Source organism: Stappia sp. BW2 (assembly GCF_008107695.1).
GTDB lineage: Bacteria > Pseudomonadota > Alphaproteobacteria > Rhizobiales > Stappiaceae > Roseibium.
In genome coordinates, this window is sequence record NZ_VIRG01000070.1 from 63,804 (window position 1) to 89,422 (window position 25,619).

General features: G+C 61.0%; 23 protein-coding genes. 6 read left to right on the forward strand and 17 right to left on the reverse strand.

Annotation, left to right across the window (positions count from 1 at the left end; genetic code table 11):
* Positions 1-19: 19 nt before the first annotated feature.
* Positions 20-919: an AraC family transcriptional regulator gene (locus FMN63_RS19185; protein WP_148585790.1), complete on the forward strand. Its 900-nt coding sequence runs from the start codon at positions 20-22 to the stop codon at positions 917-919.
* 8 nt (positions 920-927) lie between these two features.
* On the opposite strand, the gene FMN63_RS19190 is transcribed toward FMN63_RS19185, so the two are convergent.
* The 4 genes from FMN63_RS19190 to ychF form a co-directional block, all read right to left on the reverse strand.
* Positions 928-2,703 (reverse strand): SLC13 family permease, encoded by a 1,776-nt coding sequence (locus tag FMN63_RS19190; RefSeq protein ID WP_148585791.1) that lies wholly within the window; start codon positions 2,701-2,703, stop codon positions 928-930.
* Positions 2,704-2,941: 238 nt separating this feature from the next.
* On the reverse strand, positions 2,942-3,625 hold the full coding sequence (locus FMN63_RS19195) for a fumarylacetoacetate hydrolase family protein (protein WP_148585792.1): 684 nt from the start codon (positions 3,623-3,625) through the stop codon (positions 2,942-2,944).
* A gap of 149 nt (positions 3,626-3,774) precedes the next feature.
* Positions 3,775-5,085, reverse strand: coding sequence for an MFS transporter (locus FMN63_RS19200; protein ID WP_148585793.1), 1,311 nt, complete (start codon positions 5,083-5,085; stop codon positions 3,775-3,777).
* Between the two features lie 149 nt (positions 5,086-5,234).
* The gene (gene ychF, locus FMN63_RS19205) at positions 5,235-6,335 is read right to left on the reverse strand and encodes a redox-regulated ATPase YchF (RefSeq protein ID WP_148585794.1); all 1,101 of its coding nucleotides are present in this window, start codon (positions 6,333-6,335) and stop codon (positions 5,235-5,237) included.
* A 232-nt stretch (positions 6,336-6,567) separates the two neighbouring features.
* Between ychF and FMN63_RS19210 the strand changes: the two genes are divergently transcribed.
* On the forward strand, positions 6,568-8,262 hold the full coding sequence (locus FMN63_RS19210; protein ID WP_148585795.1) for a C1 family peptidase: 1,695 nt from the start codon (positions 6,568-6,570) through the stop codon (positions 8,260-8,262).
* A 17-nt stretch (positions 8,263-8,279) separates the two neighbouring features.
* Positions 8,280-8,864 (forward strand): OmpA family protein, encoded by a 585-nt coding sequence (locus tag FMN63_RS19215; RefSeq protein WP_148585796.1) that lies wholly within the window; start codon positions 8,280-8,282, stop codon positions 8,862-8,864.
* A gap of 37 nt (positions 8,865-8,901) precedes the next feature.
* Here the strand turns inward: FMN63_RS19215 and pth are convergent, their stop codons facing one another.
* Both pth and FMN63_RS19225 read right to left on the reverse strand, forming a co-directional pair.
* Entirely contained in the window at positions 8,902-9,693 is a 792-nt protein-coding gene (gene pth / locus FMN63_RS19220) for an aminoacyl-tRNA hydrolase (protein WP_148585797.1), read from the reverse strand.
* A gap of 160 nt (positions 9,694-9,853) precedes the next feature.
* On the reverse strand, positions 9,854-10,477 hold the full coding sequence (locus FMN63_RS19225) for a 50S ribosomal protein L25/general stress protein Ctc (RefSeq protein ID WP_148585798.1): 624 nt from the start codon (positions 10,475-10,477) through the stop codon (positions 9,854-9,856).
* Positions 10,478-10,823: 346 nt separating this feature from the next.
* On the opposite strand from FMN63_RS19225, the gene FMN63_RS19230 reads away from it, so the two are divergent.
* Positions 10,824-11,171: a TfoX/Sxy family protein gene (locus FMN63_RS19230; RefSeq protein ID WP_148585799.1), complete on the forward strand. Its 348-nt coding sequence runs from the start codon at positions 10,824-10,826 to the stop codon at positions 11,169-11,171.
* A gap of 1 nt (position 11,172) precedes the next feature.
* Here FMN63_RS19230 and FMN63_RS19235 read toward each other — a convergent pair whose 3' ends face one another.
* The 7 genes from FMN63_RS19235 to FMN63_RS19265 form a co-directional block, all read right to left on the reverse strand.
* Positions 11,173-11,859 carry an MOSC domain-containing protein gene (locus FMN63_RS19235; protein WP_148585800.1) on the reverse strand — a complete coding sequence of 229 codons (687 nt, stop codon included), beginning with the start codon at positions 11,857-11,859 and terminating at the stop codon, positions 11,173-11,175.
* A 2-nt stretch (positions 11,860-11,861) separates the two neighbouring features.
* The gene (locus FMN63_RS19240) at positions 11,862-12,422 is read right to left on the reverse strand and encodes a MarR family transcriptional regulator (RefSeq protein ID WP_148585801.1); all 561 of its coding nucleotides are present in this window, start codon (positions 12,420-12,422) and stop codon (positions 11,862-11,864) included.
* Positions 12,423-12,644: 222 nt separating this feature from the next.
* Complete coding sequence (locus tag FMN63_RS19245) at positions 12,645-13,937, reverse strand: amidohydrolase family protein (RefSeq protein ID WP_148585802.1); 1,293 nt, start codon at positions 13,935-13,937, stop codon at positions 12,645-12,647.
* A 9-nt stretch (positions 13,938-13,946) separates the two neighbouring features.
* The gene (locus tag FMN63_RS19250) at positions 13,947-14,891 is read right to left on the reverse strand and encodes an ABC transporter permease (protein ID WP_148585803.1); all 945 of its coding nucleotides are present in this window, start codon (positions 14,889-14,891) and stop codon (positions 13,947-13,949) included.
* Positions 14,888-15,970, reverse strand: coding sequence for an ABC transporter permease (locus FMN63_RS19255; RefSeq protein WP_148585804.1), 1,083 nt, complete (start codon positions 15,968-15,970; stop codon positions 14,888-14,890). Before FMN63_RS19255 ends, FMN63_RS19250 begins: the two co-directional genes overlap by 4 nt.
* On the reverse strand, positions 15,967-17,514 hold the full coding sequence (locus FMN63_RS19260) for an ABC transporter ATP-binding protein (protein ID WP_148585805.1): 1,548 nt from the start codon (positions 17,512-17,514) through the stop codon (positions 15,967-15,969). The genes FMN63_RS19255 and FMN63_RS19260 overlap by 4 nt, the downstream gene beginning before the upstream one ends.
* Before the next feature lie 99 nt (positions 17,515-17,613).
* Complete coding sequence (locus FMN63_RS19265) at positions 17,614-18,621, reverse strand: BMP family protein (RefSeq protein ID WP_162855068.1); 1,008 nt, start codon at positions 18,619-18,621, stop codon at positions 17,614-17,616.
* Positions 18,622-19,031: 410 nt separating this feature from the next.
* On the opposite strand from FMN63_RS19265, the gene FMN63_RS19270 reads away from it, so the two are divergent.
* Positions 19,032-19,601, forward strand: coding sequence for a PDC sensor domain-containing protein (locus tag FMN63_RS19270; RefSeq protein WP_209001243.1), 570 nt, complete (start codon positions 19,032-19,034; stop codon positions 19,599-19,601).
* 94 nt (positions 19,602-19,695) lie between these two features.
* On the forward strand, positions 19,696-21,822 hold the full coding sequence (locus FMN63_RS19275; protein ID WP_148585807.1) for a methyl-accepting chemotaxis protein: 2,127 nt from the start codon (positions 19,696-19,698) through the stop codon (positions 21,820-21,822).
* Between the two features lie 71 nt (positions 21,823-21,893).
* Here FMN63_RS19275 and FMN63_RS19280 read toward each other — a convergent pair whose 3' ends face one another.
* From FMN63_RS19280 to pgeF, 4 genes are all read right to left on the reverse strand, one after another.
* Positions 21,894-22,826: a ribose-phosphate pyrophosphokinase gene (locus tag FMN63_RS19280; RefSeq protein WP_148585808.1), complete on the reverse strand. Its 933-nt coding sequence runs from the start codon at positions 22,824-22,826 to the stop codon at positions 21,894-21,896.
* A 239-nt stretch (positions 22,827-23,065) separates the two neighbouring features.
* Positions 23,066-23,587 (reverse strand): hypothetical protein, encoded by a 522-nt coding sequence (locus tag FMN63_RS19285; RefSeq protein WP_148585809.1) that lies wholly within the window; start codon positions 23,585-23,587, stop codon positions 23,066-23,068.
* A gap of 91 nt (positions 23,588-23,678) precedes the next feature.
* Positions 23,679-24,836, reverse strand: a complete 1,158-nt coding sequence (locus FMN63_RS19290) for a M24 family metallopeptidase (RefSeq protein WP_148585810.1) — start codon at positions 24,834-24,836, stop codon at positions 23,679-23,681.
* Positions 24,837-24,845: 9 nt separating this feature from the next.
* Positions 24,846-25,610 carry a peptidoglycan editing factor PgeF gene (pgeF, locus tag FMN63_RS19295; RefSeq protein ID WP_148585811.1) on the reverse strand — a complete coding sequence of 255 codons (765 nt, stop codon included), beginning with the start codon at positions 25,608-25,610 and terminating at the stop codon, positions 24,846-24,848.
* Positions 25,611-25,619: the final 9 nt, after the last annotated feature.

A 25,619-nucleotide genomic window follows, 5' to 3' on the forward strand; every position in this document is an offset into this window, starting at 1 on the left:
AATCGAACGGGGCCAAGACATGACCAATCACGAAAAGCTCACACTCTCGCCGCGGGACAACGGCTACATCCGCCGCTTCACACGGGTGATCGAATACATCTACGCCAACCTGGACGAGGATCCGGACCTGGCGACACTTGCCGAGGTTGCCGCCCTTTCTCCCTCCCACTGGCACAGGGTGTGGCAGGCGACCTACGGCGAATCCATCTTCGCGACGGTCAAGCGTCTGCGCCTTCATAGGGCCGCGGGGGATCTGACCTATACCGACCTCGCACTGCCAGTTGTCGCAAAGCGGGCTGGTTATGGCAGCCTTGAAGCCTTTTCGCGCAGCTTCAAACAAGCGTACGGCCAGGCGCCGGGTGCTTATCGCAGCAGCGCCTCATCGCACCGGGTGCAGCCTGCCAATGGCGGTGCGCCTCTTGCCAAGAAGAAAGGACTTTCTCCAATGCATGATATTGCCATCAAAACCCTGCCGTCCGAAACCCTGGTCGTACTGCCTCATCGAGGCTCCTACATGGAAATCGGCAAGGCCTTCGAAAAGCTGTTCGGTATCCTGGCAAGCCGCCAGATCATCGGACAGATTGGTCAGATGAAGGGACTCTATTACTCCGATCCCACACAGGTCGCGGAAGACGATCTCCAATCCGCTGCCGGAGCGGTTGTTGGCGACGGCTTTCCGGTTGACGTTCCGCTCGAGACGCGGGAAACGCGCGCGGGCGATTATGCGGTGCTGCGTTTCGAGGGGCCCTATGCCGATATGAAGTGGGCTTATGAGTGGCTTTACGGCGAATGGCTGACGCAGTCGGGCCGCGAGCCGGACGATGCCCCCTGTGTAGAGGTCTACCTCAACAACCCGCGCGACACAGCCCCGGCGGATCTCCTGACCGATATCTGCCTGCCTCTGAAACCGGCTGCTTGAGCCTTACGTCAAAGAGGCCAGAACATCAGAATGGCCGGTATGCTGACGGTCAGGACAAGAAGTTCCAGCGGCAGGCCCATGCGCCAGTAATCGCCGAACCGATAGCCGCCCGGCCCCATGATGATGGTGTTGTTCTTGTGGCCGATGGGCGTCAGGAACGCACAGGACGACGCTACGGCGACAGCCATCAGGAAGGGATCGGAATTCACGTCGAGGGAATTGGCGATCTGAACCGAGATCGGCGCCGCGATCAGGCAGGTCGCGACGTTGTTGAGGAAATCCGAGAGGGTCATCGTCACCACCATCAAGATGGCGAGGGTGACCCAGGCCGGAGCCGTTGAAGTGAGAGCGAGAATTCCATCGGCGATCAGCTGGGCGTTGCCGGCCTGCTCGAAGGCCTGTCCGAGCGGGATCAGCGAGCCGAGCAGCACGATGACCTTCCACTCCACGGACTGGTAAACCTCCGATCCGCTGATCAGGCCCGCAGCGGCATAGAAGATGACGCAGGCCGCCAGCGCGACCGGCAGATAGGCAAGCCCGGCAACGGCAGCGGCAATCGCAATGGCAAAGCCGGCAATCGCCAGCCACGCCTTGTTGCGCTGGATGACACCGGTCTTGCGCCCTTCGAGCGGCAGCACGCCAAGCCATGTACAGGCGTTTTCCAGACGTTCCGGGGTGCCCAGCAGCAACAGGACGTCGCCCGGGCGTATCAGCTCATGCCGGACGCGCTTCTGCACGCGGCGGCCCTGTCTGGAAAGGCCGAGCAAGGTGACACCGTGGCCGTAGAGGAGACGCATGTCGAAACTGGACCGGCCGATGATCCGGGCGTTGTCCGGTGCGATGGCCTCGACGAGGGACAGGGCATCGCTGTTGAGACCGCCCTTGTGTTGTTCCGAGCCTGCGAACTCCAGTTTGGCGGCGCCCATGAACGCCTCGATGGCCTTGGGATCGCCTTCCACGAAGAGATAGTCGCCGGATTTGATGGCTTCGCGGCGGGCAAAGCCGCGAACGCGCCGGCCGTTGCGGATAAGGCCGATGATGGCGACGTCTTTCTCGTCGGCGACGGGGTAAAGGTCACCGACTGTCAGCGGCTTGTCTTCCGGAATCTCGCCGACCTTCAGTTCAGCCACGTAGAGGCTTTCGGCGAAGTCTTCTTCCGCCGGCTTGTCGCGGAAATGGCGTGGCAGCAGGCGCCAGCCGAACAGGGCGACAAAGGCAATGCCGGTGACCGCGACCACGAGGCCGACCGGGGCAAAGTCGAACATGGAAAACGGCGCGCCGAGGGCGTCCGAGCGGTATTGCGCAATGACGATGTTCGGCGGGGTGCCGATCAGGGTGATCATGCCGCCGAGAATGGTCGCGAATGACAGCGGCATCAGCGAGAGGCCGGGCAATCGTTCCGCTTTCTTGGCTGCCTCTACATCGAGTGGCATGAGCAGTGCCAGCGCGGCGACGTTGTTGATGATCGCCGACAGGCTGGCTCCGACTACGGCCATGAGGCCGATATGCCGGGAGAGGCCCCTCGATGCGGAAATCACGAAGCCTGCTATCAGTTCCACGGCGCCCGAGTTCGTCAATCCGCGCGAGACGATCAGCACGAGGGCGATGATCATGACGGCGGAATGGCCGAAGCCGGAAAAGATCTCTTCAGACGGGACCAGTCCCAAAAAGGCGCCCAGGATCAGCGCGGCGAAGGCAACAAGGTCGAAGCGGATGCGGCCCCAGACCAGCAAGGCGAAAACCGCGCCGAAGAGGACGAACAGGGCAATCTGATCAAATGTCACGAACAGGCTCCGGCAAAGACTTGCAAATGCGGGTTCGACCTGAACATGGCCGCCCCGCAATCTCAAGACCGCTTAAGGGACTGGGGTCCGGTTTCCTTCGGCATTTCGGCGAAAGGCGCTGGACAACGCCTTCGCCGGGGAAACCGAAACCACGACTTCTAAACACGGACCGACGCGAAAAGGTTCCGCGGCATTCAGGACGCTGTTTGAGCGAAAGCAGGAATGACGATCAGGCCGGTCACACGACCTTGACGGTCAGGTCCGGGAGACCGTCAATCGTCGCTACCATGAGGTCGCCGCGCTGCACTGGGCCGACGCCTGCCGGGGTTCCCGTCAGGATGACGTCGCCCGTGCCGAGGTTGAACAGTTCGGACAGCTTGGCGATGACTTCGGGGATTTTCCAGATCAGCTGGTTGAGATCGCCTTCCTGCCGAACCTCGCCGTTGATGGTGAGGGCAATCCGCCCCTGGTCGAGGAACCCGCTGTCCGCCGCCGGCATGATGCGGCCGATAGGGGCGGAGCGTTCAAACGCCTTGGCGGCTTCCCACGGGCGTCCTGCTTTCTTGGCTTCCGCCTGCAGGTCGCGGCGGGTCATGTCGAGGGCGACAGCGTAACCATAGACATGCTCCAGCGCTCTGGCTGCCGGAATGTCGCGCGTGCCGGATTTCAGAACGACCGCGAGTTCGACTTCGTGATGCACATCGCTGGACAAGGGCGGGTAGGGAAATTCGCCCGACGGATCGAGGTTGTCCGGGTTCTTCTGGAAGAAGAACGGCGCTTCCCTGTCGGGATCGTGGCCCATCTCCACGGCATGGGCCGCATAGTTCCGCCCGACGCAGTAGACCCGCCGGACCGGAAAACCGTTCTGGCTTTCGCTGACGGGCAGGATGGTCGGCAAGGGGGCGGGAATGACGGTCGACATCGCTGAAACTTTCGAGGATTGACGAAAACCTGCTTGTAACGGGTTCGGAAGCGGCCTGTCGAGCGAGAGTTGCGTGACCGGCGTTCCTGGCGCCGGTTCCGGACTTTTCGGGTGGGGCTGCAGCAACGTGCTCGTTCAGAGGATGGCTGCTAGGCCCTCAGCTTCTCGGACGAGGGTTCCGGCTGGGCGTCCTGATCATTGTCTGTGCCGGACGAGGGCATGAACCAGATCACCACGAAAGCCAGCAGGCCAGCGGCGATCATGTAAAATGCCGGCGCAAGCTGCAAATGGGTCTTGTCGATCAGATAGGTGGCAATGAGAGGTGCCGTGCCGCCAAAGAGTGCCAGCGGGATGTTGTAGCCGATGGAATAGCCGGTCACGCGCACGGACACCGGGAACTGAGCGACCATGGCAGCCATGAGCGGGGCAAAAAAGGCGGACAGGATGACGGCCATGCCGAGCTGACCGAGAACCACCATGACGGGATCGGGATGATGAATCAGCCAGAACATGGGCAGCGCAAAGACCACAACTCCGCCTGAGCCGGCAAGCAAAATGGTTCTTCGGTCGATCCGGTCGGCCAGATAGCCGACAAGCGGCAGCAGCAGCATGAAGACGACCATGACGCTGGTGTTGATTGTCAGGGCCCGGCTTTCGGTGAACTTGACGTAGTCGACCAGGTAGGAGGTGAGATAGACGAACGTCAGATAGAAGCCGACACCGTTGAGGATGTTGCAGGCAATAGTTCGCATGAGGGCGGGCCGGTGGTTGCGCAGCACTTCGCCAACCGGAGCGCTGACGGGATCATGCGGGGAAGGGGGCTGATCCTTTTCTTCCGCCGTGTTGCTGCTGCGGATCATGAAACCGGTGAGGCCGACGAGCAGGCCGAAGCCGAAGGGGATACGCCATCCCCAGTTTCCCAGATCGTCTGCCGGCAGCAGGCCCGTAGCCAGTGCCGCCACGCCGGATCCGAGCAGAATGCCGAACGTTGCTCCAACCAGGGCCCAGGAAACGGTGAAACACCGGTGTTGCGGCGGGGCGATCTCGTAGAGATAGACCGTCGATCCGGTGTATTCACCGCCGACGGAGAGGCCCTGCAGTAGCCGCAGCAGCGTCAGGAGCACGGGCGCGGCAACGCCAATCTGGTCATAGGTCGGCAAGAAGGCGATCAGCGTTGTCGGAATGGCCATCAGGGCCACGGACAGCAGAAGAGCCCGGCTGCGGCCCGCCCTGTCGGCAATATGCCCGAGAAGCAGGCTGCCGACGGGACGCATCAGGAAGCCCGCCGCAAAGACACCAAAGGTGCTGATCAGGCTGACTGTCGGATCGTCGCTCGGGAAAAACTGTTGCGCAAGGATGGGGGCAAGATAGCCATAAACGGCAAAATCGTACCACTCCAGCGTGTTTCCCACCGTTCCGGCAACAAGTTTGCGGATTCTGGTGTCGCTTCGTCCCGCCATGTGAGCCCCTCCTGCAGGTCGAATTCCCGTTTGTCCGGGGAAACCCTAAAGGAGATGTCTTTATCTTCCGTTGCGGAAGTCGGGGGCGGGCCGCTAGAGATGAAGGGGCGGCGCGCAGGCAGTTTCAGGTTGCCTGCGCGCAGCGTTTGTCAGGTGTTGAACTTGAACAGCAGGACGTCGCCGTCCTTGACGACGTATTCCTTGCCTTCGTCGCGGGCCTTGCCGGCTTCCTTGGCCGCGGTTTCGCCGCCGAGGCCGACGTAGTCGTCAAAGGCGATGGTCTGCGCCCGGATGAAGCCGCGTTCGAAGTCCGTGTGGATGACCCCGGCAGCACCCGGCGCCTTGGTGCCGTCGGTGATGGTCCAGGCACGGGTTTCCTTCGGGCCAGCGGTGAAATAGGTGATCAGCCCCAGCAGGCCGTAGCCTGCGCGGATCAGCCGGTCGAGGCCCGGTTCTTCAAGCCCGATGGTCTCCAGGAATTCTTCCTGCTCTTCCTTGTCGAGCTGGGAGATTTCCGCCTCGATGGCCGCGGAGATGACAACGGCGGCAGCGCCTTCCGCCTCGGCCTTTTCGGCCACTTTGGCGGACAGGGCGTTGCCTTCGCCGGCGGAGGCCTCGTCGACGTTGCACACGTAAAGCACCGGCTTTGCGGTCAGAAGGTTCAGGTCCTTGAGGATCTTCTCCTCATCCGCACCGGAGACTTCCAGCGTACGGGCCGGTTTGCCTTCCTGCAGGAGCGCAAGCGCGGCTTCCATCACGGGCAGAACCGCCTTGGCTTCCTTATCGCCGCCGGTGGCTTTCTTCTTCAGCGGTGCAATGCGGCGCTCAAGACTTTCCATGTCGGCGACCATGAGTTCGGTCTCGACCGTCTCGGCATCGGCGATCGGGTCGACGGTGCCTTCCACATGGGTGATGTCATCGTCTTCGAAGCAGCGCAGCACGTGAGCGATGGCATCGACTTCGCGGATGTTGGCCAGAAACTGGTTGCCGAGGCCTTCACCCTTGGACGCGCCACGCACGAGGCCGGCAATGTCAACGAAGGTGATGCGCGTCGGAATGACTTCCTTGGATCCGGCAACCTTGCGGATTGCATAAAGGCGCGGATCGGGAACGGCCACTTCGCCCGTGTTCGGTTCGATGGTGCAGAACGGATAGTTGGCAGCCTGTGCAGCCGCCGTCTTGGTGAGCGCGTTGAAGAGTGTGGACTTGCCGACATTCGGCAGTCCGACAATGCCGCACTGGAAACCCATGGGAGTTCGCTTTCGGTTGGTCTTGAGACTTTGAAGCGCTAAATGCCCGAGCCGGGTCACGAGGTCAAGGCTTTGGCGGAGGACAGGGCTGTGTTTGTCAAGAGCGTGTCAGGATGAAGCACCAGATGGCAAACGGCGAGGCGACGTAATCCGGCTGGAAGCTTCCCTCCGGTTTTTATTTGGCTATAGTGAATCCGTTGTTTTCGGCGATTGTTTTAGGAATTGTGATGCGATGATATTTGGTCGCAAGAAACTCGGCTTTCTGTCGGGATTGTCCGGTCCCCTGTTTGCCGCTCTGGCTGCGCTGACGACTTGTGCCACTGTCTTGCCGACGGGGCCAGCGGTCGCTCAAGGTTTCAATCCAAGTGACCTGACAGGCCTTCTGGGCGACACACCGATCGATCCGGCGCTTCTGGAAGGTGTCGGTCAGGTTGGTGTTACGCGGGCCTATATTCCCGATGCCATCGACCTGTCTCCCATGATGCCGCCGCCCTTGTTGCAGACCTATGGAAGTTGCGTTTCCTATGCCATCGGCTACGCCATGCGCGGCTATTACGCCGCGCTGGAAAACGGCGCGGAACCGGGCAACCGCACCTACACGCCCAGCCCGGCGTTTCTTCATTCGCAGATCCGCAATCGGAACGAAGCCTGCGAAACCGCCGGAAGCCACGCGCTTCTGGCCATGTCCTATTTCAAGGGCAACGGATCCCCCGACCAGGATGACATTCCGGATGCGGCCATGTGTTCGGAGCGGGTGGAATACGCAAAAACCGCCCCCGACAGGTTCCGGATACGGGACTTCCTGTTCGTCTTCGACAAGGGCCGCCAGCGCCGCAATGCGACGGACAGGGACCTGGATGCGATCAAGCAGCAACTGGCAGCCGGCAATCCTGTGGCAACCGGGTTTTTGATGGTCGGGGTGGTGCCCTCTGCGCAAACACCCGACGGGGTGACGCTGCAATACCTGAAATCGGGCGAGATCTATCAGGGATCGCTCGGGCGCCATAGCGGCGCCGCCGGGGGACACCAGATGGTGTTCGTCGGTTACGACGAGCGTCGTCAGGCCTTCCTTGTCCAGAACTCCTGGGGGCCTTACTGGTCCGGTGACGGTTATGGCTGGATCAGCTACGCGACAACGAAAGCCGATATGCATAACGCGTCGATCATGCGCACGTCGATCGTGCCGCCGAGACCCGTTCCGGGGCTTCATAGAACCGACCGCGACAATGTCGTTGCCTTTGCAGGGGATAGCTGCAGCAGTCTTTATGTCAGCGAAGACACGCCGGATGGCGCGCCGTTGCTTGCCGGCTTCGTGAGCACGCAGGAAGCGCTGCGGAAACTGGAATCGGAGTTCCCACCCGAGCAGTTGCAGAAGGTCGATGTCCGACCCTGGCCTGTGTGCGAGGCGCTGAAGACCCTAGCAAGGCCGCTGGCGGAACCCTCGCGACCCCGCATCCGCCTTCTGGGAGGCAGTGCCGACCTTCGCTATGGCGACTCGCTGGCGTTTGAGGTGACCGCGCCGGATTTCGCCTCGTTTCTCTACATCGTCTATCTGCAGGCAGACGGCACGGTGGTGAACCTCATGCCGCGCCGCGGCCCCGTGCGTCAGCAGGTTCAGTTCGGTGAACGCTTCGTATTTGGAGATGGCCGGCAGGGACGACAGAAGTTCACGGTGCAGCCGCCCGCCGGGTCTGAAGCCATTATCGTGATCGTCGCTCACAGCCCCATTATCCAGCTGGAAGAGCTGGAAAACGGCGGCTCGGGGCAGTTCTCCATGCCGGTGAGTGCCGAAGGCGGCGCCGGTAACGCAGACGACAGATATTTCCTGACGGCGTTGCGGGCGGGGCTGGCGGACAGGCCGGATGAAACAAGCCTGCCGCGAGAGATTTCAGCGGCCGTCCTACACGTGACAATCCGGGAAGAGTGACACTCAAAGGTTTCGATATGCGATTTCTTACCGAATTTGCGACTACCCGTCTGTCCTGGGCGCCCGTTCTGGCCCTGCTGGTGGGGCTGATGTTGCCCGCAGGCGTTTGCGCGCAAACCGTTACGTCGGATCAGATCATCAAGGCGTTGTTACCCGATGGCGGAGCTCCCAGGTCCCGGTCGATGCGAAAGCAGGAACCCCACCCGTTTCGGGGCATCAGCATCGAAGGCCAATTGCCGCCGGAAGTGGAATTGCCGCGCATCAATCTGACGGTCAATTTCGAGTTCGATTCCGCCTCGCTGACCAATGATGGAATTTTGACGTTGCAGGCGCTTGGCCAGGCCTTGCAGGATCCACGCCTCAGGAACATGCATTTCCAGATCGCGGGGCACACGGATCTGCGCGGAACGACGGCCTATAATCTGGACCTGTCGAGACGAAGGGCCTTCATGGTGGCGGAGTTTCTGGCGGCCTTCTTCTCGATCCCGCGGCAACAGCTTGTGCCGGTGGGCTATGGCGAGAGTCGGCCGGTTGATCCGGGCAATCCGTCGAGCGCTCGCAACAGGCGTGTTGAGATCATCAACGTTCAGCCGCTGTCCTAACCTTAAAGGACAGGGGAGTGCCGGACCGGTGATGTGTTCAGTCGCCGCCGCCGCCGAGCAGCTTCTTCAGCATGTCGGCCATGGGCCCCGATTTGGGGACGTTGACCGATTTGCCTTGCCGCGCCTGGCGGATGTGGCTCTGGCCCTTGGCTTTTGAGGGCGCGGAAGTGCCGTCCCTCGGGGCAGCTGCCTTGGCGGGGCCGGTTGCAACCTCTTTTGATTTGCCCGCCTGGTTCTTATCCTTGCGCTGCGCTTTTTCCGGTTCAAGGGCCAGGGTCAGCTTGTTGGCGAACTGGCTGTCCTTGCCTTCGGCCAGCAATCCGGCCTGATCGGCGACTTCCATCAGAAGCGGTTCGAGCCAGTCCCGGTCGGCCTTGGCGAAATCGCCCAGCACGTAACTGGACACCAGCTTCTTGTCGCCCGGGTGGCCGATGCCGAGACGCAGGCGGCGGTAGCTTTCGCCGATATGGGCGGTGATCGATCTGAGACCGTTGTGGCCGCCGTGGCCGCCGCCGGCCTTCATGCGGAATTTCGCGGGCGGCAGGTCGAGTTCGTCATAGATGACGACAATGTCTTCAGGCTCGATCTTGTAAAAGCGCATGGCTTCGCCGACGGAGCGTCCGGATTCGTTCATGTAGGTGCTGGGTTTCAGCAGCAGGACCTTTTCCGAACCGAGACGGCCTTCGGACACCTGTCCCTGAAAGCGGGCCTTCCACGGCTGGAAGCCGGAGTGGCGGCGATGGATCTCATCCACGGTCATGAAACCAATGTTGTGCCGGTTGCCTTCGTATTTGGCGCCCGGGTTGCCCAGGCCGACGATCAATTTCATGGTGCGCCTTTCAAGGTAGAGCATCCTGCATGAAGTAGAATGCCGGCCGGCTGGCTAGTCCTGAAACGAAAAAGCAGCCGTTTTCGGCTGCTCTGCAAGTTGTCCCGCGGGGGGAAGGGAGGCGGAGACCGCCTCCCGATTTTTATAGCAAGGCTTCAGCTTATTCAGCTTCGCCTTCAGCTTCTTCTTCAGTTTCGTCTTCGTCGGTCTCTTTCATACCGGCCGGAGCAGCGATCGTGGCGATGGTGAAATCGCGATCGGTGATGGTCGGCTGGCAGCCTTCCGGCAGGTTCACTGCGGAAATGTGCAGGCTGTCGCCCGGCTGTGCCTTGGCCAGGTCGATTTCGAGAGATTCCGGAATGTTGTCGGCCGGAACGGTCATTTCGACGGTGTGGCGAACGATGTTCAGAACGCCGCCCTTCTTGATGCCCGGGCAGTCTTCTTCGTTGAGGAAGTGGACCGGAATTTCAATCGTCAGCGTAGCGCCCTTGGAGACGCGCAGGAAGTCGACATGGATGATGTCGTCGCGCACCGGATGCAGCTGAAAATCCTTCGCGATCACCTGATGCTTCTTGCCGTCCACATCGATCACGCCGATGTGCGTCAGGAAACCGCCCTTATGCAGGGTGATGGTGGTTTCTTTCAGCGGAATGGTGATCGGCAGTGCCGGTTTCTTGTCGCCGTAGATCACGGCAGGGAGAAGGCCTTCGCGACGCAGTGTCCGTGCGGCCCCCTTGCCCACCCGGTCCCGTGCCGACGCCTTCAGCTCATAGCTGGCAGCCATGGCAAAACTCCTTCGAGTGTATAGGTAACGGACCGGCGAACCACCGTGCCAGAAGACTCATGTTGTCCGGGATCGGTCCAGAAGCGCCTCCTCCAGGGGTGCAGGCGCGTGCGGGGATATACCCAAACCGCAGGGAAAGTGCAAGTCTGCTGTTGGTCGTTTTTCGCAGGGAACTGCGGAAATTTCAACCTGTAGACCTTCACCCGTGTTCGTAACGCAGATTTGCTGAACCTCCGGGTTGACCGACCGGATGATCCGGCGGACGTTGCGGCCGACTGTCCGGGTGATTTTACCGGCCTTCGAAATCCGATTTCATGCCCACTCCTTACCTTGAAGAACCGACGTCATGGCCATTGATGAAGACCTCAACGACCGCTTGCGAGAAGCACTCGGCAACAGGGTAGGCGTCAGCGAAAAAAGGATGATGGGCGCCATGTGCTTTCTGCTGCATGGCCACATGATCGCAGGTGCCGACCGCACACGGGAGGGCGAGCGGCGGTTCATTTTTCGTCTTGGCAAGTCCAACCACGCTGCCGGACTGGAACTGCCCGGCGCCGAACCGTTGGTGCAGGGCGGGCGCACCCTGAGCGGTCTGTTCTTCGTCGGTGAGGACGATTGTGACGACGAGTTGCTTCAAACCTGGCTGGATCTTGCCATCGCCAATGCGCTGACTTTACCCCCGAAAGGGGACTGACTTAACCGTTGAGCCGTTTGGAGGTGTCTTCGCGAAAAGACGGATTGGCCTTTTTGGCGAAGGAGGCACGCCAGGGTTCAGCCAGTTGTTCGAGCTCCGACAAAGCCTGTGCCACGGCCGGGTCCAGCCGAGGATTGAACCGCGCATGAATGACCTCGCGCAGGTTCCACTCCGGGCAGGGGCGCTCGACCAGGGTCAGCTCGTCGCCTGCCTGAAACGCCCCTTCCTGCAGAACCCGGAAATACCAGCCTGTGCGGCCCGTTTTCTGAAACTGGGCAGCCTGGGTGGGGGTGCCCGTGTGCAGGTTCAGTTTCCAGCAGGGCTGGCGTCCCTGGGAAATCTGCATGCGGACCGTGCCAGCCGACAGGATGTCGCCAATGCACAGGTCTTCTTCCGTGAACCCTTCGGAAGCGATGTTCTCGCCGAAACCGCCGGGCCGATAGATTTCCGCCTTTTCCGGAAAAGCCTCACGCCAATGGTCGTAATGCTCCGATGGGTAGATGTGCAGCGCCTTTTCCGGCCCGCCATGAACGGAAAGATCCGCCTGTTGATCTCCGGTGATGCCCGTTCTGGTGACCTGAAGAACACCATCGGCCAATGATTTCCCGATGGCGGACGGCGCCTTGCCGTCCCAACGGTCTTCGGGCTCTCCTGTAAAGAGCGAGACGATGCGGGCTTTGGTGGTCATGGCTATTGGCTTTCGGCTGGTGTGTGTTCGTGGCAGAGCTGTGCGGCATCGGTTGGCGAAAGCGGCACATTCAGCAGGCGGCAGTGGCCGCCGGTGTTTTTCGCCTCATGGTGACAGCAGGTGCGGCAAATGCCGAACGAGCGGCCGCCGCGCTGATGCAGCATCGTCAGGACAAGCGCCTTCAGAGAGGATGCCAGCGACGCATTGACCTCCGGTGGCAGGGTATCGATGGCCTTTTCCAGAGACGAGGTACCCTGAAGCACCTCCAGGCCCGGCGCGGAGACGTCATAGCGGATGCTACGCTTGTCTTCGTCCGAGCGCGTTTCGGCGATCAGATCCTTGCGGGCGAGCGCCTTCAGGGTTTGTGATGCCGTGCCGCGTGTCGTTGACAGAAAATCGGCCACATGAGAGGGCGCTCTCGAAAAGCGGTTTGCCCGCGCAAGATAGCTGAGCGCGGCAAATTGAGACGGGTTTAACGGCCCATTCCATTCTTCGGCAGCGGCAAGACGCGCCAACCGGTCGATCAGGTCGCGAATGGATTCAGTATCGGTCGGGGCGGACATGGCTTCTTTGTAGCGAGTCGAAATTAAATGCGCAATAGCTTCGAGTCGCTACCAAGAAGGCTGCGTCTTCACACAAGATGAAAGCCGACGTCCAAATCCATAGCTCGACCGGCTTGGATGCCAAGGCCGTGCCCGGCACGAAGGAGTGGCGTGGATGCAAGGGGCGCGCCATGGCATTGCAGGTTTTGGAAACCCTGAAGCCTACACTCGAGGTAGGGCCTATCAGCCTTCGTGCGGGGCGTAGGAGGCCGGGTCGACCTGGGCCGGGCGTCCGGGAAGGGTGAGCTGGGCTTGCCGGGCCGGTGTGGTTGCGATGACATGGCCGGATTTGACGACGGCAAGGCGCGTTGCCTTCAGGCGAATGGCCTCGATCGTGTCCCGGGCCTGCAGCAGCACGAAGTCAGCCTTGCAGCCTTTCTCCAGTCCATAACCTTCAAGGTTCATGGCCTTGGCCGGGTGCGCGGTAACACAGTCGTAGCAGTAGCGGATGGCGTCGCGGCTGGTCATCTGGGCGACGTGAAGACCCATGGAGGCAACCTCCAGCATGTCGCCGGAGCCCATCGAGTACCAGGGGTCCATCACGCAGTCATGGCCGAAGGCGACATTGATGCCATAGGAACGCATTTCCGGAACGCGGGTCTGGCCGCGGCGTTTGGGATAGGTATCGTGGCGGCCCTGAAGCGTGATGTTGATCAGCGGGTTCGCAATCGCATGAACCTGCGCTTCCGCGATCAGCGGCAGCAGCTTGGAGACATAGTAATTGTCCATGGAATGCATGGACGTCAGATGCGATCCGGCAACGCGGCCCTCTAGCCCCAGGCGCTGGGTGTGATAGGCGAGCGCTTCGATGTGGCGTGACATCGGATCGTCGGTCTCGTCGCAGTGCATGTCGACCATCAGGCCGCGTTCAGCCGCGATCTCGCACAGCCGTGCGACGGACCGGGCACCGTCGTCCATGGTGCGTTCGAAATGCGGAATGCCGCCGACAATGTCGACGCCCATATCCAGAGCCGCCAGAAGGTTTTTCTCGGCGGTGGCGGAGCGAAACAGCCCGTCCTGCGGGAAGGCGACAAGTTGCAGGTCGATGTAGTCCTTCACTTTCTCGCGCACTTCCAGGAGGCCTTTGACACCGGTCAGCCTGTCGTCGCACACGTCCACATGGGTGCGGATTGCCAGAAGACCTTGCGAGACGGCCAGATCGCAATATCTCAGGGCTCGCTCGACAACGGCTTCGACTGTCAGGATCTCCTTCAGTTCTCCCCACAGCGCGATGCCTTCCAGCAGTGTGCCGCTGCGGTTCATGCGTGGCAGGCCGAGCGACAGGGTGGCATCCATGTGGAAGTGGCTGTCGACAAACGGCAGCGACAAGAGGTGTCCGCCGGCGTCGATCACCTGGCCGGCCTCCGCGGTGATCCCGGCTTCCACCGCTTCGATACGGCCGTTCCGGCAGGCGATATCGATGCCGTGGCGGCCGTCAGGCAGGTTGGCGTTCTTGACGAGGAGATCGAAACTCATGGGACTGTCTCAGCGTTGGCCACGGAAGTAGGGCACAAGAAGGGCTCTTGGATAGTCTGCCCGGCGGGCAACGACAATCAGTGCGGCGATGGAAAGCAGATACGGCATCATCAGGAAGAGCTGACCCGGAATGAAGCTGCCGACCTCGGTTTGAAGTCGAACCTGGAAGGCATCGAACGCGCCGAAGAGGAGGGCGCCGATCAGGGCCTTGCCGGGCCGCCAGGAGGCGAACACCGTCAGCGCGATGCAGATCCAGCCACGTCCGTTGACCATGCCGAAGAAAAACGCGTCGAAGGCCGACATGGTCAGGAATGCGCCGCCGAGCGCCATGATCGCGGAGCCCGCAACCACCGTGCCGATGCGGATCGCATAGACGGAAAGCCCTTGCGATTCCACCGCCGCCGGATTGTCGCCAACGGCCTGAATGGCCAGGCCGAGCGGGGTTCGGTAGAGCACATAGGCGGTGATCGCAACCAGCAGCAGGGCGAGGAAGGTCAGTGGTGTCTGCTGAAACAGGGCAGGGCCGAGGAACGGCAGATCGCTCAGGCCGGGAATGTCGAGCGGCTTGAAGGCTTCGATCCGGGGTGGGGAGGACACATCCGGTAGCGCCGTCCGGTAGATGAAATAACTGAGTGACGTGGCAAACAGCGTCACGCCAATGCCCGAGACGTGCTGGGAGAGCCCGAGCGGCACGGTCAGGATCGCGTGGATGAGCCCAAAGAAGGCGCCCGCCATCGCGGCCACAAGAACGCCGCCCCACAGGCCCGCACCGAGCCACACCGCCATCCAGCCGGCCATGGCACCGGCCGTGAAGATGCCTTCGATGCCGAGATTGAGGACGCCCGCGCGTTCGCACACCAGGGCGCCGATGACGCCGAAGATCAGCGGGGTCGCGATGCGCAGTGCAGCGGCCCAGAAGTTGGCGGAGATGAGAATGTCGAGGATATCGGTCATTCTGCCGCCTCCTTGTTGGTCTGGCTGCCGACGAAGCGGATCTTGAAGCGCAGGAACAGCCCGGAGACAAGAACGCACAGAAGGGCCATGGCGACGATCAGGTCCGCCAGGTAGTTGGAAACACCGGTGGCGCGGGACATGGAATCGGCGCCCACAAAGATGCTGGCGATGAAGAGAGCTGCCAGAACGACACCGGCCGGCGACAGCCCGGCGAGCATGGCGACGACAATGCCGGAATAGCCAAACCCGGGTGAAAGATCGGCGGTCAGGTAACCTTTCAGGCCGGCAACTTCCCCGACGCCCGCAAGGCCTGCCAGCGCACCGGACAGAAGACCGACGCGAATGAAGGTGGCGGTGACCGGAATGCCGGCATGGCGGGCCGCGGCGGCATTTTCGCCGACAGCGCGGATTTCGAAGCCCCAGATGGTGCGTTTCAGCAGGAAATAGACACCGAGCGACGAGACAAGGGCAATGACAAGACCCCAGTGAATGCGCATCCGGTCCATCAGCTTGGGCAGGGCGGCTGCGTCGAGAATGGGCTCGGACTGCGGCCAGCCCATGCCCATCGGATCTTTCATCGGCCCTTCCAGCATCATCTGCACGAAAAGCAGGATGATGAAATTCAGCAGCAAGGTTGTGACCACTTCATCGACGCCCAGCCGGGTTTTCAGAAGGGTCGGGCCAAGCATGACAAGCCCGCCGGCCAGTGCGCCGGCAAGAACCACCAGGGGAATGAGGATGTAGGGCGGTGCGGAAATGACACCGGTGCCGACGGCAACGGCCGCCAGAGCGCCTGCATAAAGCTGGCCCTCCGCGCCGATGTTCCAGAGCTTGGCACGAAAGGCGACGGCAGCCGCCAGGCCTGTGAGGATCAGCGGTGTTGCCCTTGTCAGCATTTCGGTGAAGGCAAAGAGCGAGCCGAAGGCGCCCTTGACCATCAGGCTGTAGCCTTCGAACACCGACAAGCCGGCAAAGGCCATCGGGATGGCGGCAAGCAGCAGGGCTGCCAGGGCAGCGGCAATCGATACGCCCAGCATTCGGGAAACGGACGACGGCCCGCGCGGCTCGAAGCGGATCATGCTGCGTCCTCCGTGGAGTGACCGGCCATCCTGAGGCCGAGGGAGCCACGGTCCAGCGTTTCGCTGGCTTCCGCTTCGGACAGATGTCCGCGGTGGATCACGGCGATCCTGTCGGAAAGGCGCATGAGTTCGTCGAGATCCTCTGAAATCAGGATGACACCGGCGCCGCGGTCGCGGGCGGCCAGCAGGCGTTTGTGAACATCGGACGTCGCGCCGACATCGAGCCCGCGCGAGGGCTGGGCGGCCAATACGACCTTGGGAACGGTTTCCAGGGTTCTGGCCAGCACGATCTTCTGGATGTTGCCACCGGACAGTAGCCGCGCCGGGCTGTCTTCACTCTGGCAGCGGATGTCGTAGGCCTTGATCAGATTGCGGGCCCGTTCCCGCATGGCGGAAAACCGCAGCAGGCCGAGGCGCTGGTTTTCCGGCTTGCGGATGGCTTCGATCGCCAGGTTTTCCGAAACGCTCATCGCCCCGACGATGCCGTCGTGATGGCGGTCTTCGGGAATGCGGGCAAGGCCGCTGTCGATCATGGTTCGGGCACTGGTCTGGCCGACACCCTTGCCTTCCAGTGTCATGGATCCACTGCTGAGCGGTTCCAGTCCGGAAATGACACGGGCAAGCGTTGTCTGGCCGTTGCCGGAGACGCCGGCGATCCCGAGGATCTCGCCGGATTTCAGCGTGAGGTCAACCTCGCGCAGGGCATCGCGGCCCTGTCCGGCGGAGGCCTTCTCCAGAACGAACAACGGTGCGCCCGGTGTGCCGGGTGAGCGCATGGTCTCGACAATGGCATGGCCCACCATCAATTCGGCCAGCTTGCGCCGGTCGCATTCGGCTGTCGGCAGATCCGCCACCTTTCGGCCTCCGCGCAGCACCGCGACCCGGTGCGAGGAGGCAAGGACTTCGGCCAGCTTGTGGGAAATGAAGATGATGCCGAGGCCATCGTCAGACAGCTTTTTCAAGGTAGCGAACAGGGTGTCCGATTCCTGGGGTGTCAGCACCGCGGTCGGTTCGTCCAGAACCAGCACACGGGCATCGCGGTAAAGCGCCTTCAGGATTTCAACCCGCTGCTTCTCGCCGACGGAAAGCTGGGAAATGCGGGCATCAAGGGAAACCGTCAGGCCGGAGCGGGCCATCAGCTCTTCCAGCTTCCGGCGGGCCGGCGCGCGGGAGGAGGAAAGCGCGGCCAACCGTTCCGTGCCCAGCAGGATGTTGTCGAGGGCGCTCAGGTTCTCCGCAAGTGTGAAATGCTGATGCACCATGCCGATGCCGGCCTGCAACGCGGCATGCGGCGAGCCCGGTTCCAGTTCGCTCAGGCCGGTTCCGTCCGGCGAGACCATGACCCGGCCTTCATCAGCGACATAATGCCCGAAGAGGATGTTCATCAAGGTGGTCTTGCCGGCGCCGTTTTCGCCCAGAAGGGCGAGGATCTCGCCGCGCTTCAAGTCGAGCGATACGTCGCCATTGGCCGTCAGCGCACCGAAGCGCTTGGTAATACCGTCCAATCGCAGCACGACGCCAGCGTCCTGTGCCAGACCTGCCATAGGAGCCCCCTCCCGGAAAAAGAATGAGTGCCGCGCTTGACCCTCGCGGCCGGGATACGCCGGCGGTCATTGTGACCGCCGGGTGTCTTGAGCGAAAGCCTACATGGTGGATTTCGGTTCGCTGTCGTTCACATTGACGCGGAACAGGCCGTCGAGGATTTCCTGCTCCTTGGCCTTTGCCGCCGCAACCGCGTCGGCCGGAGCAAGGCTTTCGTCGACGACGAAGCTGCCACCACCATAGGACATGAAGCTGTAGGGACCGAAATCGGCCGGCTCAAACGTACCGCTGGCAACCATCTCGATGGCCTTGTCGATCGTCGGCTCCATGTGCCACAGCGCGGAGGACAGGATCGTGCCCGGATAATCACCCGCGGTGTCGATCACGTTGCCGATGGCCAGAACGCCCTTTTCCTTGGCAGCATCCGACACGCCGAAACGCTCGGCATAGAGAATGTCGGCGCCCTTGTCGATCATCGCAAAGGCAGCTTCCTTGGCCTTGGGCGGATCGTACCAGGAGTTGATGAAGGTCACGAGGAACTTCACGTCCGGATTGACGGCTGTCGCGCCTTCCATGAAGGCATTCATCAGCCGGTTAACTTCCGGAATGGCGTAGCCGCCGACCATGCCGATGACGTTCGACTTGGTGGTGGCGCCGGCAATCATGCCGGAGAGATAGCTCGGCTCGTGAATCCAGTTGTCGAAAACACTGAAGTTCGGTTTGGCCGGTCCGAAGGACGATCCCATCAGGAACGCCGTGTCCGGATATTCGGCAGCTACCTTGCGGGCGGCGCGCTCGACGGCGAAGGCTTCGCCTACCACCAGGTCCATGCCCTGTTCGGCATATTCGCGCATGACGCGCTCATAGTCGGTATTGGCGACGTTTTCGGAGAAGGTGTAGGTGATCTCGCCGCGTTCCTGTGCAGCTTTCAGCGCCTTGTCGATACGGCTGACCCACTGCTGTTCAACGGGAACGGTGTAGATCGCGGCGACCTTGACCGGGTCTGCCGCCATTGCGGAGGGAACGGACAGTCCCGCAGTGACTGTGACAGCCAGGGCGGCCGTCAGCATGGCCCTGCGGGCCCTGGAAAATGGTTTGGAAGTGAGCATCTGAAAACCCCTGGAAAGACCTTATGCGCGATTAGATGACCACAAAAGGTGCGTGCCTACAAGCTGAGCAGGGGTGTCTGCGGCAAATTTTTTGAACAAATGGGAAAATTTTTTGCCCGGAACCCGGCTATCCGATGTGCTTAGGCCTCGAATGCAATGGGGCACTGTTGCCTGGTTTCGAGGGCCTATGTCTGAGTGATCTACTTACTGGTGCTTTTTGAATTTATGTTATCAGTGGTAGTATAAAATAAAGCGTTTTCTGAATTTCTCTGACTCTTCATTGGTATAAATGACAGATGTTAATTCTATATAGATATAACTATTTCTTTTCATGGAATTCTTTATTGCTTTAAATACTATTTTAATTCCGATGTTTGATTATTCTTCTTACAAATTTATGGGAGTGAATGATGAAACATCTTGTTCGAACAGCCGCAGTCTTCTTTTTGCTTACCGGCAGCGCCGGCGCGAATGAATTTGACAGCGAGTTGAAAGACCTGGCAGCTGGAAAGATCGCTGAAATCGCCTCCGCCGGGGAGGTCGTCTCGGCGGTCAAGGAGCAAAATGGTGTTACCGGCTCCTACGATCAGGCGAAAATCGATGAACTGGACGGCAAATGGCGTGAGGAAGCCGATGCCGTTGATCAGCCGATGATCGATGAAGTGCTGGACAAACCGCTTTCCGTCTATCTGTCGGACGTTCAGGAAGCGAGCGGCGGGCTTTTTACCGAAATTTTCGTCATGGATGCCAAGGGGCTCAACGTGGGCCAGAGCGATGTCACGTCAGATTTCTGGCAGGGTGACGAAGCAAAGTGGCAGGAAACATTTCTCGCCGGCAAAGGCGCTGTTCATATCAGCGAGCTGGAGCAGGATGACAGCACGCAAACGCTGCAGAGCCAGGTAAGCGTCCCCGTTCTCGATCCCGACAGCGGCGCAGTTATCGGCGCAGTGACCTTTGGCGTGAACGTCGACAATCTCTAACAGGCAGGTACCGGCTCTGACGCTGACGTCCTGGCACTAACAAGCAAGAACCGGCGGGAAGGGTGAACCTTCCCGCATCTTCCGGGGGGAAACCTTGAAAGTATCCGTAAAGCTTCCAGCTCTCGTCCTCGGTATCGCACTTCTTTGTTCAGGAGGCGTCGGTATCGCAAGTTATGTCTCCGGAGCCAATACGGTGCGTGGTCAGGCGGAGCAGCGACTGATGGCGCTGGCGGAGAGCCGCCGGGACAGCCTGCTGGAGTTTTACCGCAGCAAGGAACTGACAATCGGCGGGCACCTGAACGGTCAGGCGCTTCGGTCCGCATATAGCGGTTTCGACGGTGCCTGGGCGAAATACAAGGACAAGGCCTCCGCAACCCTGACCAAGATCTACGTGACGGACAACCCGCATCCGCTCGAGGAAAGGGATCAGCTCGTCAAGGCAGGCCGCAAGCCCTATGACAAGGTGCATGCCAAACATCACACGGCGCTCAGGGACTATGCCGACGCCAACGACCATCCGGACATTTTGCTGATCAACCTTGCAGGGGATGTGATCTACACAGCCCGCAAGCATTCGGATTTTGGTGTCAATCTCAGGGACCCGGCCTGGTCTCAGACGCCGCTGGCTGTTGCTTTCGAGCAGATTGTTTCCGGTGGCGAGGATACGCTTCTGGGCTTCGATCCTGTTCAATATGCTGGCAGGGACGGCGCTGCGACCGGGTTCTGGGTCGCGCCGGTGAAGGTGGGATCCAAGACCATCGGTGCGGTTGCCTACGAAACTCCGATAAGCAAGATCGAATCCCTGCTCGGCAACTATGCCGGCCTCGGGGAAACCGGCAATATCTTTCTCGTCAATGAAGCCGGGTTGGCTGTGAGCGACAGCAAGCGCACGGCCGATGCGGACGAAATGCTCAGCGATGCTTTCGCGGCACCCGAAGTGATGTCGGTGATGGACGGCGAGGCGGCCTTCAAGCGTCTGCCGGGCTATCACACCGGGGATGTGTTCGCGGCGATGATGCCTGTCACGGCGCTTGGCAACAAATACACGCTTGTCGTTGTTCAGGACGCCGACGAAGTGCTGGCTCCCCTGACTTCGCTCAAGGTCTGGATCCTGGGCATCTCTCTCGCCTGTGCATTCACGGCCGGCGTCGTCGGACTTCTGATGGCAAAAAGCCTCTCCGGTCGCATTACCCGTCTGGGGTCCGTGATGAACAGGCTCGCCGGTGGCGATACGGCCGTGGAAGTGCCGTCACAATCTGCCTCGGACGAAATTTCCGATATGGCGGAAACAGTTGCGGTCTTCCGCGAAAACGCAATTTCCCGCGACAGGCTTGAAGCCGAGCAGCATGAATCTGCGGCTGCCCGGGAGAGGCAGGCAGAGGCTACGACCCGGCTCATTTCCGATTTCAGGTCCGAAGTGACGGATATGCTGAATTCGGTTCACAGCAACAGCGAACAGATGAGGCTGGCGGCGGAGGAGTTGAACGGCGTTGCCGACGAGACCGCAAGCGACGCCTCGACCGCGTCGAAAACTTCGGAAGCGGCCTCAACGAACGTCCAGACTGTTGCATCCGCTTCAGAGGAATTGTCGGCGTCCATCCAGGAAATCCGCCGGCAGGTCTTGTCGACGACGGAGATCGTTCGCGACGCGTCCAAAGCGGCAGTTGACACCAACGCCAAAATCGAAGGCCTTGCTGAAGCCGCGCAGCGGATCGGGGACGTCGTGAACCTCATTTCCGCCATTGCGGAACAAACCAATCTTCTGGCGCTGAATGCGACGATCGAAGCCGCGCGGGCCGGAGATGCAGGGCGCGGGTTCGCGGTTGTGGCTTCCGAAGTGAAAGAGCTTGCAACGCAGACCGCAAAGGCAACGGAAGAAATCGAGGGGCAGATTGCCGAGGTGCAGGCCGCCACGAAGGATGCCGTGTCGGCAATCGCCGGGATTACAGAAACGATGAGCCAGGTCGACGAATACACCGGATCGATTGCCTCTGCTGTCGAGCAGCAGGGTGCGGCAACCAACGAGATTTCCGGCAATGTTCAGGAGGCGGCGAAGGGCACGCAGGAGGTTGCGCGCACGGTCGAGACCATCTCCAAAAAGACACTGGTGACGAGCTCTTCCGCAGGGCAGGTGCTGTCTGCCTCGACGGATGTCAACAATCACGCCAATGCGCTGCGGGAAACGGTGGATCGGTTCCTGGCCGCGGTTGCTGCGGCCTGATCCCAACCTTGGCTGAAACAAAAACGCCCGGCCGCAAGGCCGGGCGTTTTTTGTGCCTACCGTCAGCCGGATTAGCTGAACAGGCTGGATACCGATTTTTCCAGGGCCGTGCGGTTGATGGCTTCGCCGATCAGCGGGGCAATCGAGATGGCGCGGATGTTGGCGGCAGCCGTAATGGCGGCGGTCGGTTCGATGGAGTTGGTGATGACCAGCTCTTTCAGCTTTGAGGAAGCCACGCGGGCGACCGCACCGCCGGACAGAACGCCGTGGGTGATATAGGCCGTTACCGACTGTGCGCCCTTGGCCAGAAGAGCTTCGGCTGCGTTGCAGAGCGTTCCGCCACTGTCGACGATGTCGTCGACCAGGATGCAGTCGTAGCCTTTGACATCACCGATGATGTTCATGACTTCCGATTCCCCAGGCTTGTCGCGGCGCTTGTCGACGATGGAGAGCGGGGCCTCGATACGCTTGGCAAGCGCGCGGGCGCGAACCACGCCACCGACGTCCGGAGAGACGACCATGACATTGTCGGTCGCGTAGCGTTCCTTGATGTCGCGGGTCATGACGGGAGCGGCGAACAGGTTGTCCGTCGGGATATCGAAAAAACCCTGGATCTGTCCGGCGTGGAGATCCAGGGTTAGAATGCGGTCTGCACCGGCTTCGGTGATCAGATTGGCCACCAGCTTTGCCGAGATCGGGGTTCGACCGGAGGCGCGGCGGTCCTGCCGGGCGTAGCCGAAATAGGGAATGACCGCGGTGATACGGCGGGCAGAGGACCGGCGGAGCGCATCGATGATGATGAGCAGCTCCATCAGGTGGTCGTTTGCCGGGTAGCTGGTCGGCTGGACGACGAAAACATCTTCGCCGCGTACGTTTTCCTGGATTTCTACGAAGATTTCCTGGTCGGCAAACCGCCGGACCTGGCATTTGGCGAGAGGGGCATCCAGGTACTTGGAAATTTCCTCAGCCAGGGCTCGGTTGGAATTGCCCGCGACGATCTTCATGAGCCGCAAGTCCTTCTGGTGCGACGGCGGGTTTGCTGGCCGGGGTAGCCTTGCAAACACGCGGAAAGGCATAGGTCTTAAGTCATGTGCCGGGTGCCGGGAGCCTCGCTCGGAAACCCTCGGCAGGCGGCGGCGTTGTAACAACCAAGCAACCGGACCACAACAGGCCTTGTCGTCTGACGCCCGCTTTTTTTTATTTTTTATGACGCCACGCCGGAATTATCCGGAAAAGCATTTCATTATCGGTTGAGCCAGGCCTGGATTTCCACCATTGAGCGATTGGCAATGCGCGACAGGGTGCCCGAGCTGACCGACTGCCACGGGTCACCGGACGCTCCGCCCGTATCTTCCGTTCCAGAGATTCGCTTCACGCGGCGGCCGCTACTGTCGACAATGTCGAAAACGTAGAACACGGTGCCGTTGGAGGGTTGTCCTGTTGCCGCCAGATAGCCGTTGACCCGGTAGGTGGCGGACGCGCCGACACGGCGCACCAGCGTGATGCCCTGTTTGCGGGCTTCGGCGCCGATCAATTCCGAAAGATCATCGGCAATGTTGCCCGGTGCCCCGGTGAACGGTTCGAACGCGAAAGTGACACCCTCGTCCTGAGCCGCCTGACCGGCGATTGTCGGTGCGGTCACGGTGGTCGAGATCGGAGTGGGAGGCTGGGGAGCGGCCTGACAGGCGGCAAGTCCGGCTCCGAGCAGAAAAACCGCCAGCAGGCGCCGGGAAGAAAGGGATGGTTGAGTTGTCATGTCTGTCATGGAGACGCTTGGCTCTCGCGGTCGATATCGTCGTGGCAGCGGCCCTGCCGGAAACGCGAAACGCGAACCGGGCCACAATGTTGAAACTGGTTTAGCCTGACTTGACCGGCAGGTCGAGAGGCAGCTTGGACAAGCACTCCGGCGCTCCGGCCGTGGTCAGATAGGTCTGGCCGAGGGTCATGGCGGTTCCAGAGTTCGAATCCATGAGGATCATGTGCATGAAGATAACCATGCCGGGCTTCACTTCCGCCGGGTTGGCGCGGTAGGCCATGGGCATGTCCATCCAGCTTGGCGTGAAGCGGGCCCCCAGGGAATAGCCGCAGGCATTCAGCCGGTGCGGCATCAGGCCATGGGCGTCCACGCGTTCGGCATGGGCGTCGAAAACATCGCCGAAGCTTCTGCCTGGTACGAGCTGTGTTTCCACGGCGGCCAGTGCTTCTCGTGCGGCGGTGTACATTTCCATGTGCCGGTCCGTCGGTGTGCCGATCACCACCGTGCGCATCAGCGCGGCGTGGTAGTGGCGGTAGGCGCCGGCCCATTCCAGTGTCAGCTGGTCCTGTTCGGACAGGTTCCTGCGGCCAGACTTGTAACGGCACAGCAGGGCATCGCGGTCGGAGCCGATGATGAACTCATTGCCGGGGTAATCGCCGCCGCCTTCGAAAATGGCTCCCTGCATGGCTGCCAGGATGCGGCCTTCGTCGGCTCCGGGGCGGATTTCCTCCATCGCGGCATAATAGGCCTTGTCGGCGAGCTCCGAGGCTTTGCGCACATAGACGATTTCCTCGGCGCTTTTCACCGCACGAAGCTCGGGGATCAGGGGCGAGGCATCGCTGACGTCCGCAAAACTGGTAAGTTCCTCGTTCAGCTTCAGAGCGATCTTGCCGGTCATGCCCTGGGTGTCATATTCGACCCCCAGCTTTGAGCCGAGCAGGTCCATGTCGAACAGCAGTTCCTTTAGCTGCAGCACAGGGCTTGCGGAGCCACGGTCGATCCAGATGCGAATGTCCTCGATGTTCGAGGTGTGTTTGGCCTGGCGTTCGTCTGCCGAGCGCGTGAGCAGCACCTTGCGGCCATCCTTCGTCACCACGAGGCACTGGAAGAAGCAGAAGCCGAACGTGTCGTAGCCGGTCAGCCAGTACATGCTCTCCTGGGCAAACAGAAGCATGGCATCCAGCTTCTGCGCCTCCATGGCGGCCTTCAGCTTGTCGAAGCGGCTTTCGAACTCGGCATCGGAAAAATGAAGTGCCATGGGTTTTCCTTAGAGAAGTGCAATCGCGCTGATCTGGCGGCCGTAATCCGGCTCCTTGCGATGGGTTGTCCGGCGGTACGAGAAGAAGCGGTCTTCGTCGGCATAGGTACACAGCGCCAGATCGGCGACGTCGCCCAGTCCAAGAGCCTGAAGCTTGTCGGTAATGAAAGCTGGCAGATCGAACATGAAATGCTGGGCGCGTTCCGAAGGCGTGAAATAGCGGGTGTTGTCCGCATGCTCCTGAAGGAACCGGTCCTTGAACTCCGGGCCGACCTCGTAAGCGCCTTGGGAAATCGTCGGCCCGAGCACCGCTGTGATGTTGCCTTTTGACGCGCCAAGGGCCTCCATCGCGGCAACCGTATTCTGCAAGATGCCGGTAACAGCCCCTTTCCAGCCGGAATGGGCCGCGCCGATGACACCCGCCTTGGGGTCTGCAAACAGAAGCGGGCCGCAGTCGGCCGTCGCGATGCCGATGGCAAGGCCCGGTGTGGCCGTGACCAGCGCGTCGGCCTTGCGGTCCGCATCGGGCGCGAAGGGCGCGCAGACAGTGATCACGTCGGGGGAATGGATCTGATACGGGGAGACCAGGCGATCGGCACCGATGCCAAGCTGGCCGGCAACGCGCTCGCGGTTTTCCAGAACGCTGCCGCGATCATCGTCCGACCCAAGACCAATGTTGAGACTGGCGTAAATGCCGCCGGAGACGCCCCCCTGGCGGGTGAAGAAGCCGTGCCGGATACCGTCCAGCTTCAAGACGTCTGCTTCTATTTTCATAAGGAGCTC

What these genes read in the sequence shown, in the direction of transcription:
- FMN63_RS19185 (WP_148585790.1), top strand. Translation starts at nt 20, where the DNA reads ATGACCAATCACGAAAAGCTCACACTCTCGCCGCGGGACAACGGCTAC.
- FMN63_RS19195 (WP_148585792.1), bottom strand. Translation starts at nt 3,625, where the DNA reads ATGTCGACCGTCATTCCCGCCCCCTTGCCGACCATCCTGCCCGTCAGC.
- FMN63_RS19200 (WP_148585793.1), bottom strand. Translation starts at nt 5,085, where the DNA reads ATGGCGGGACGAAGCGACACCAGAATCCGCAAACTTGTTGCCGGAACG.
- ychF (WP_148585794.1), bottom strand. Translation starts at nt 6,335, where the DNA reads ATGGGTTTCCAGTGCGGCATTGTCGGACTGCCGAATGTCGGCAAGTCC.
- FMN63_RS19210 (WP_148585795.1), top strand. Translation starts at nt 6,568, where the DNA reads ATGATATTTGGTCGCAAGAAACTCGGCTTTCTGTCGGGATTGTCCGGT.
- FMN63_RS19215 (WP_148585796.1), top strand. Translation starts at nt 8,280, where the DNA reads ATGCGATTTCTTACCGAATTTGCGACTACCCGTCTGTCCTGGGCGCCC.
- pth (WP_148585797.1), bottom strand. Translation starts at nt 9,693, where the DNA reads ATGAAATTGATCGTCGGCCTGGGCAACCCGGGCGCCAAATACGAAGGC.
- FMN63_RS19225 (WP_148585798.1), bottom strand. Translation starts at nt 10,477, where the DNA reads ATGGCTGCCAGCTATGAGCTGAAGGCGTCGGCACGGGACCGGGTGGGC.
- FMN63_RS19230 (WP_148585799.1), top strand. Translation starts at nt 10,824, where the DNA reads ATGGCCATTGATGAAGACCTCAACGACCGCTTGCGAGAAGCACTCGGC.
- FMN63_RS19235 (WP_148585800.1), bottom strand. Translation starts at nt 11,859, where the DNA reads ATGACCACCAAAGCCCGCATCGTCTCGCTCTTTACAGGAGAGCCCGAA.
- FMN63_RS19240 (WP_148585801.1), bottom strand. Translation starts at nt 12,422, where the DNA reads ATGTCCGCCCCGACCGATACTGAATCCATTCGCGACCTGATCGACCGG.
- FMN63_RS19245 (WP_148585802.1), bottom strand. Translation starts at nt 13,937, where the DNA reads ATGAGTTTCGATCTCCTCGTCAAGAACGCCAACCTGCCTGACGGCCGC.
- FMN63_RS19250 (WP_148585803.1), bottom strand. Translation starts at nt 14,891, where the DNA reads ATGACCGATATCCTCGACATTCTCATCTCCGCCAACTTCTGGGCCGCT.
- FMN63_RS19255 (WP_148585804.1), bottom strand. Translation starts at nt 15,970, where the DNA reads ATGATCCGCTTCGAGCCGCGCGGGCCGTCGTCCGTTTCCCGAATGCTG.
- FMN63_RS19260 (WP_148585805.1), bottom strand. Translation starts at nt 17,514, where the DNA reads ATGGCAGGTCTGGCACAGGACGCTGGCGTCGTGCTGCGATTGGACGGT.
- FMN63_RS19265 (WP_162855068.1), bottom strand. Translation starts at nt 18,621, where the DNA reads ATGCTCACTTCCAAACCATTTTCCAGGGCCCGCAGGGCCATGCTGACG.
- FMN63_RS19270 (WP_209001243.1), top strand. Translation starts at nt 19,032, where the DNA reads ATGAAACATCTTGTTCGAACAGCCGCAGTCTTCTTTTTGCTTACCGGC.
- FMN63_RS19280 (WP_148585808.1), bottom strand. Translation starts at nt 22,826, where the DNA reads ATGAAGATCGTCGCGGGCAATTCCAACCGAGCCCTGGCTGAGGAAATT.
- FMN63_RS19285 (WP_148585809.1), bottom strand. Translation starts at nt 23,587, where the DNA reads ATGACAGACATGACAACTCAACCATCCCTTTCTTCCCGGCGCCTGCTG.
- FMN63_RS19290 (WP_148585810.1), bottom strand. Translation starts at nt 24,836, where the DNA reads ATGGCACTTCATTTTTCCGATGCCGAGTTCGAAAGCCGCTTCGACAAG.
- pgeF (WP_148585811.1), bottom strand. Translation starts at nt 25,610, where the DNA reads ATGAAAATAGAAGCAGACGTCTTGAAGCTGGACGGTATCCGGCACGGC.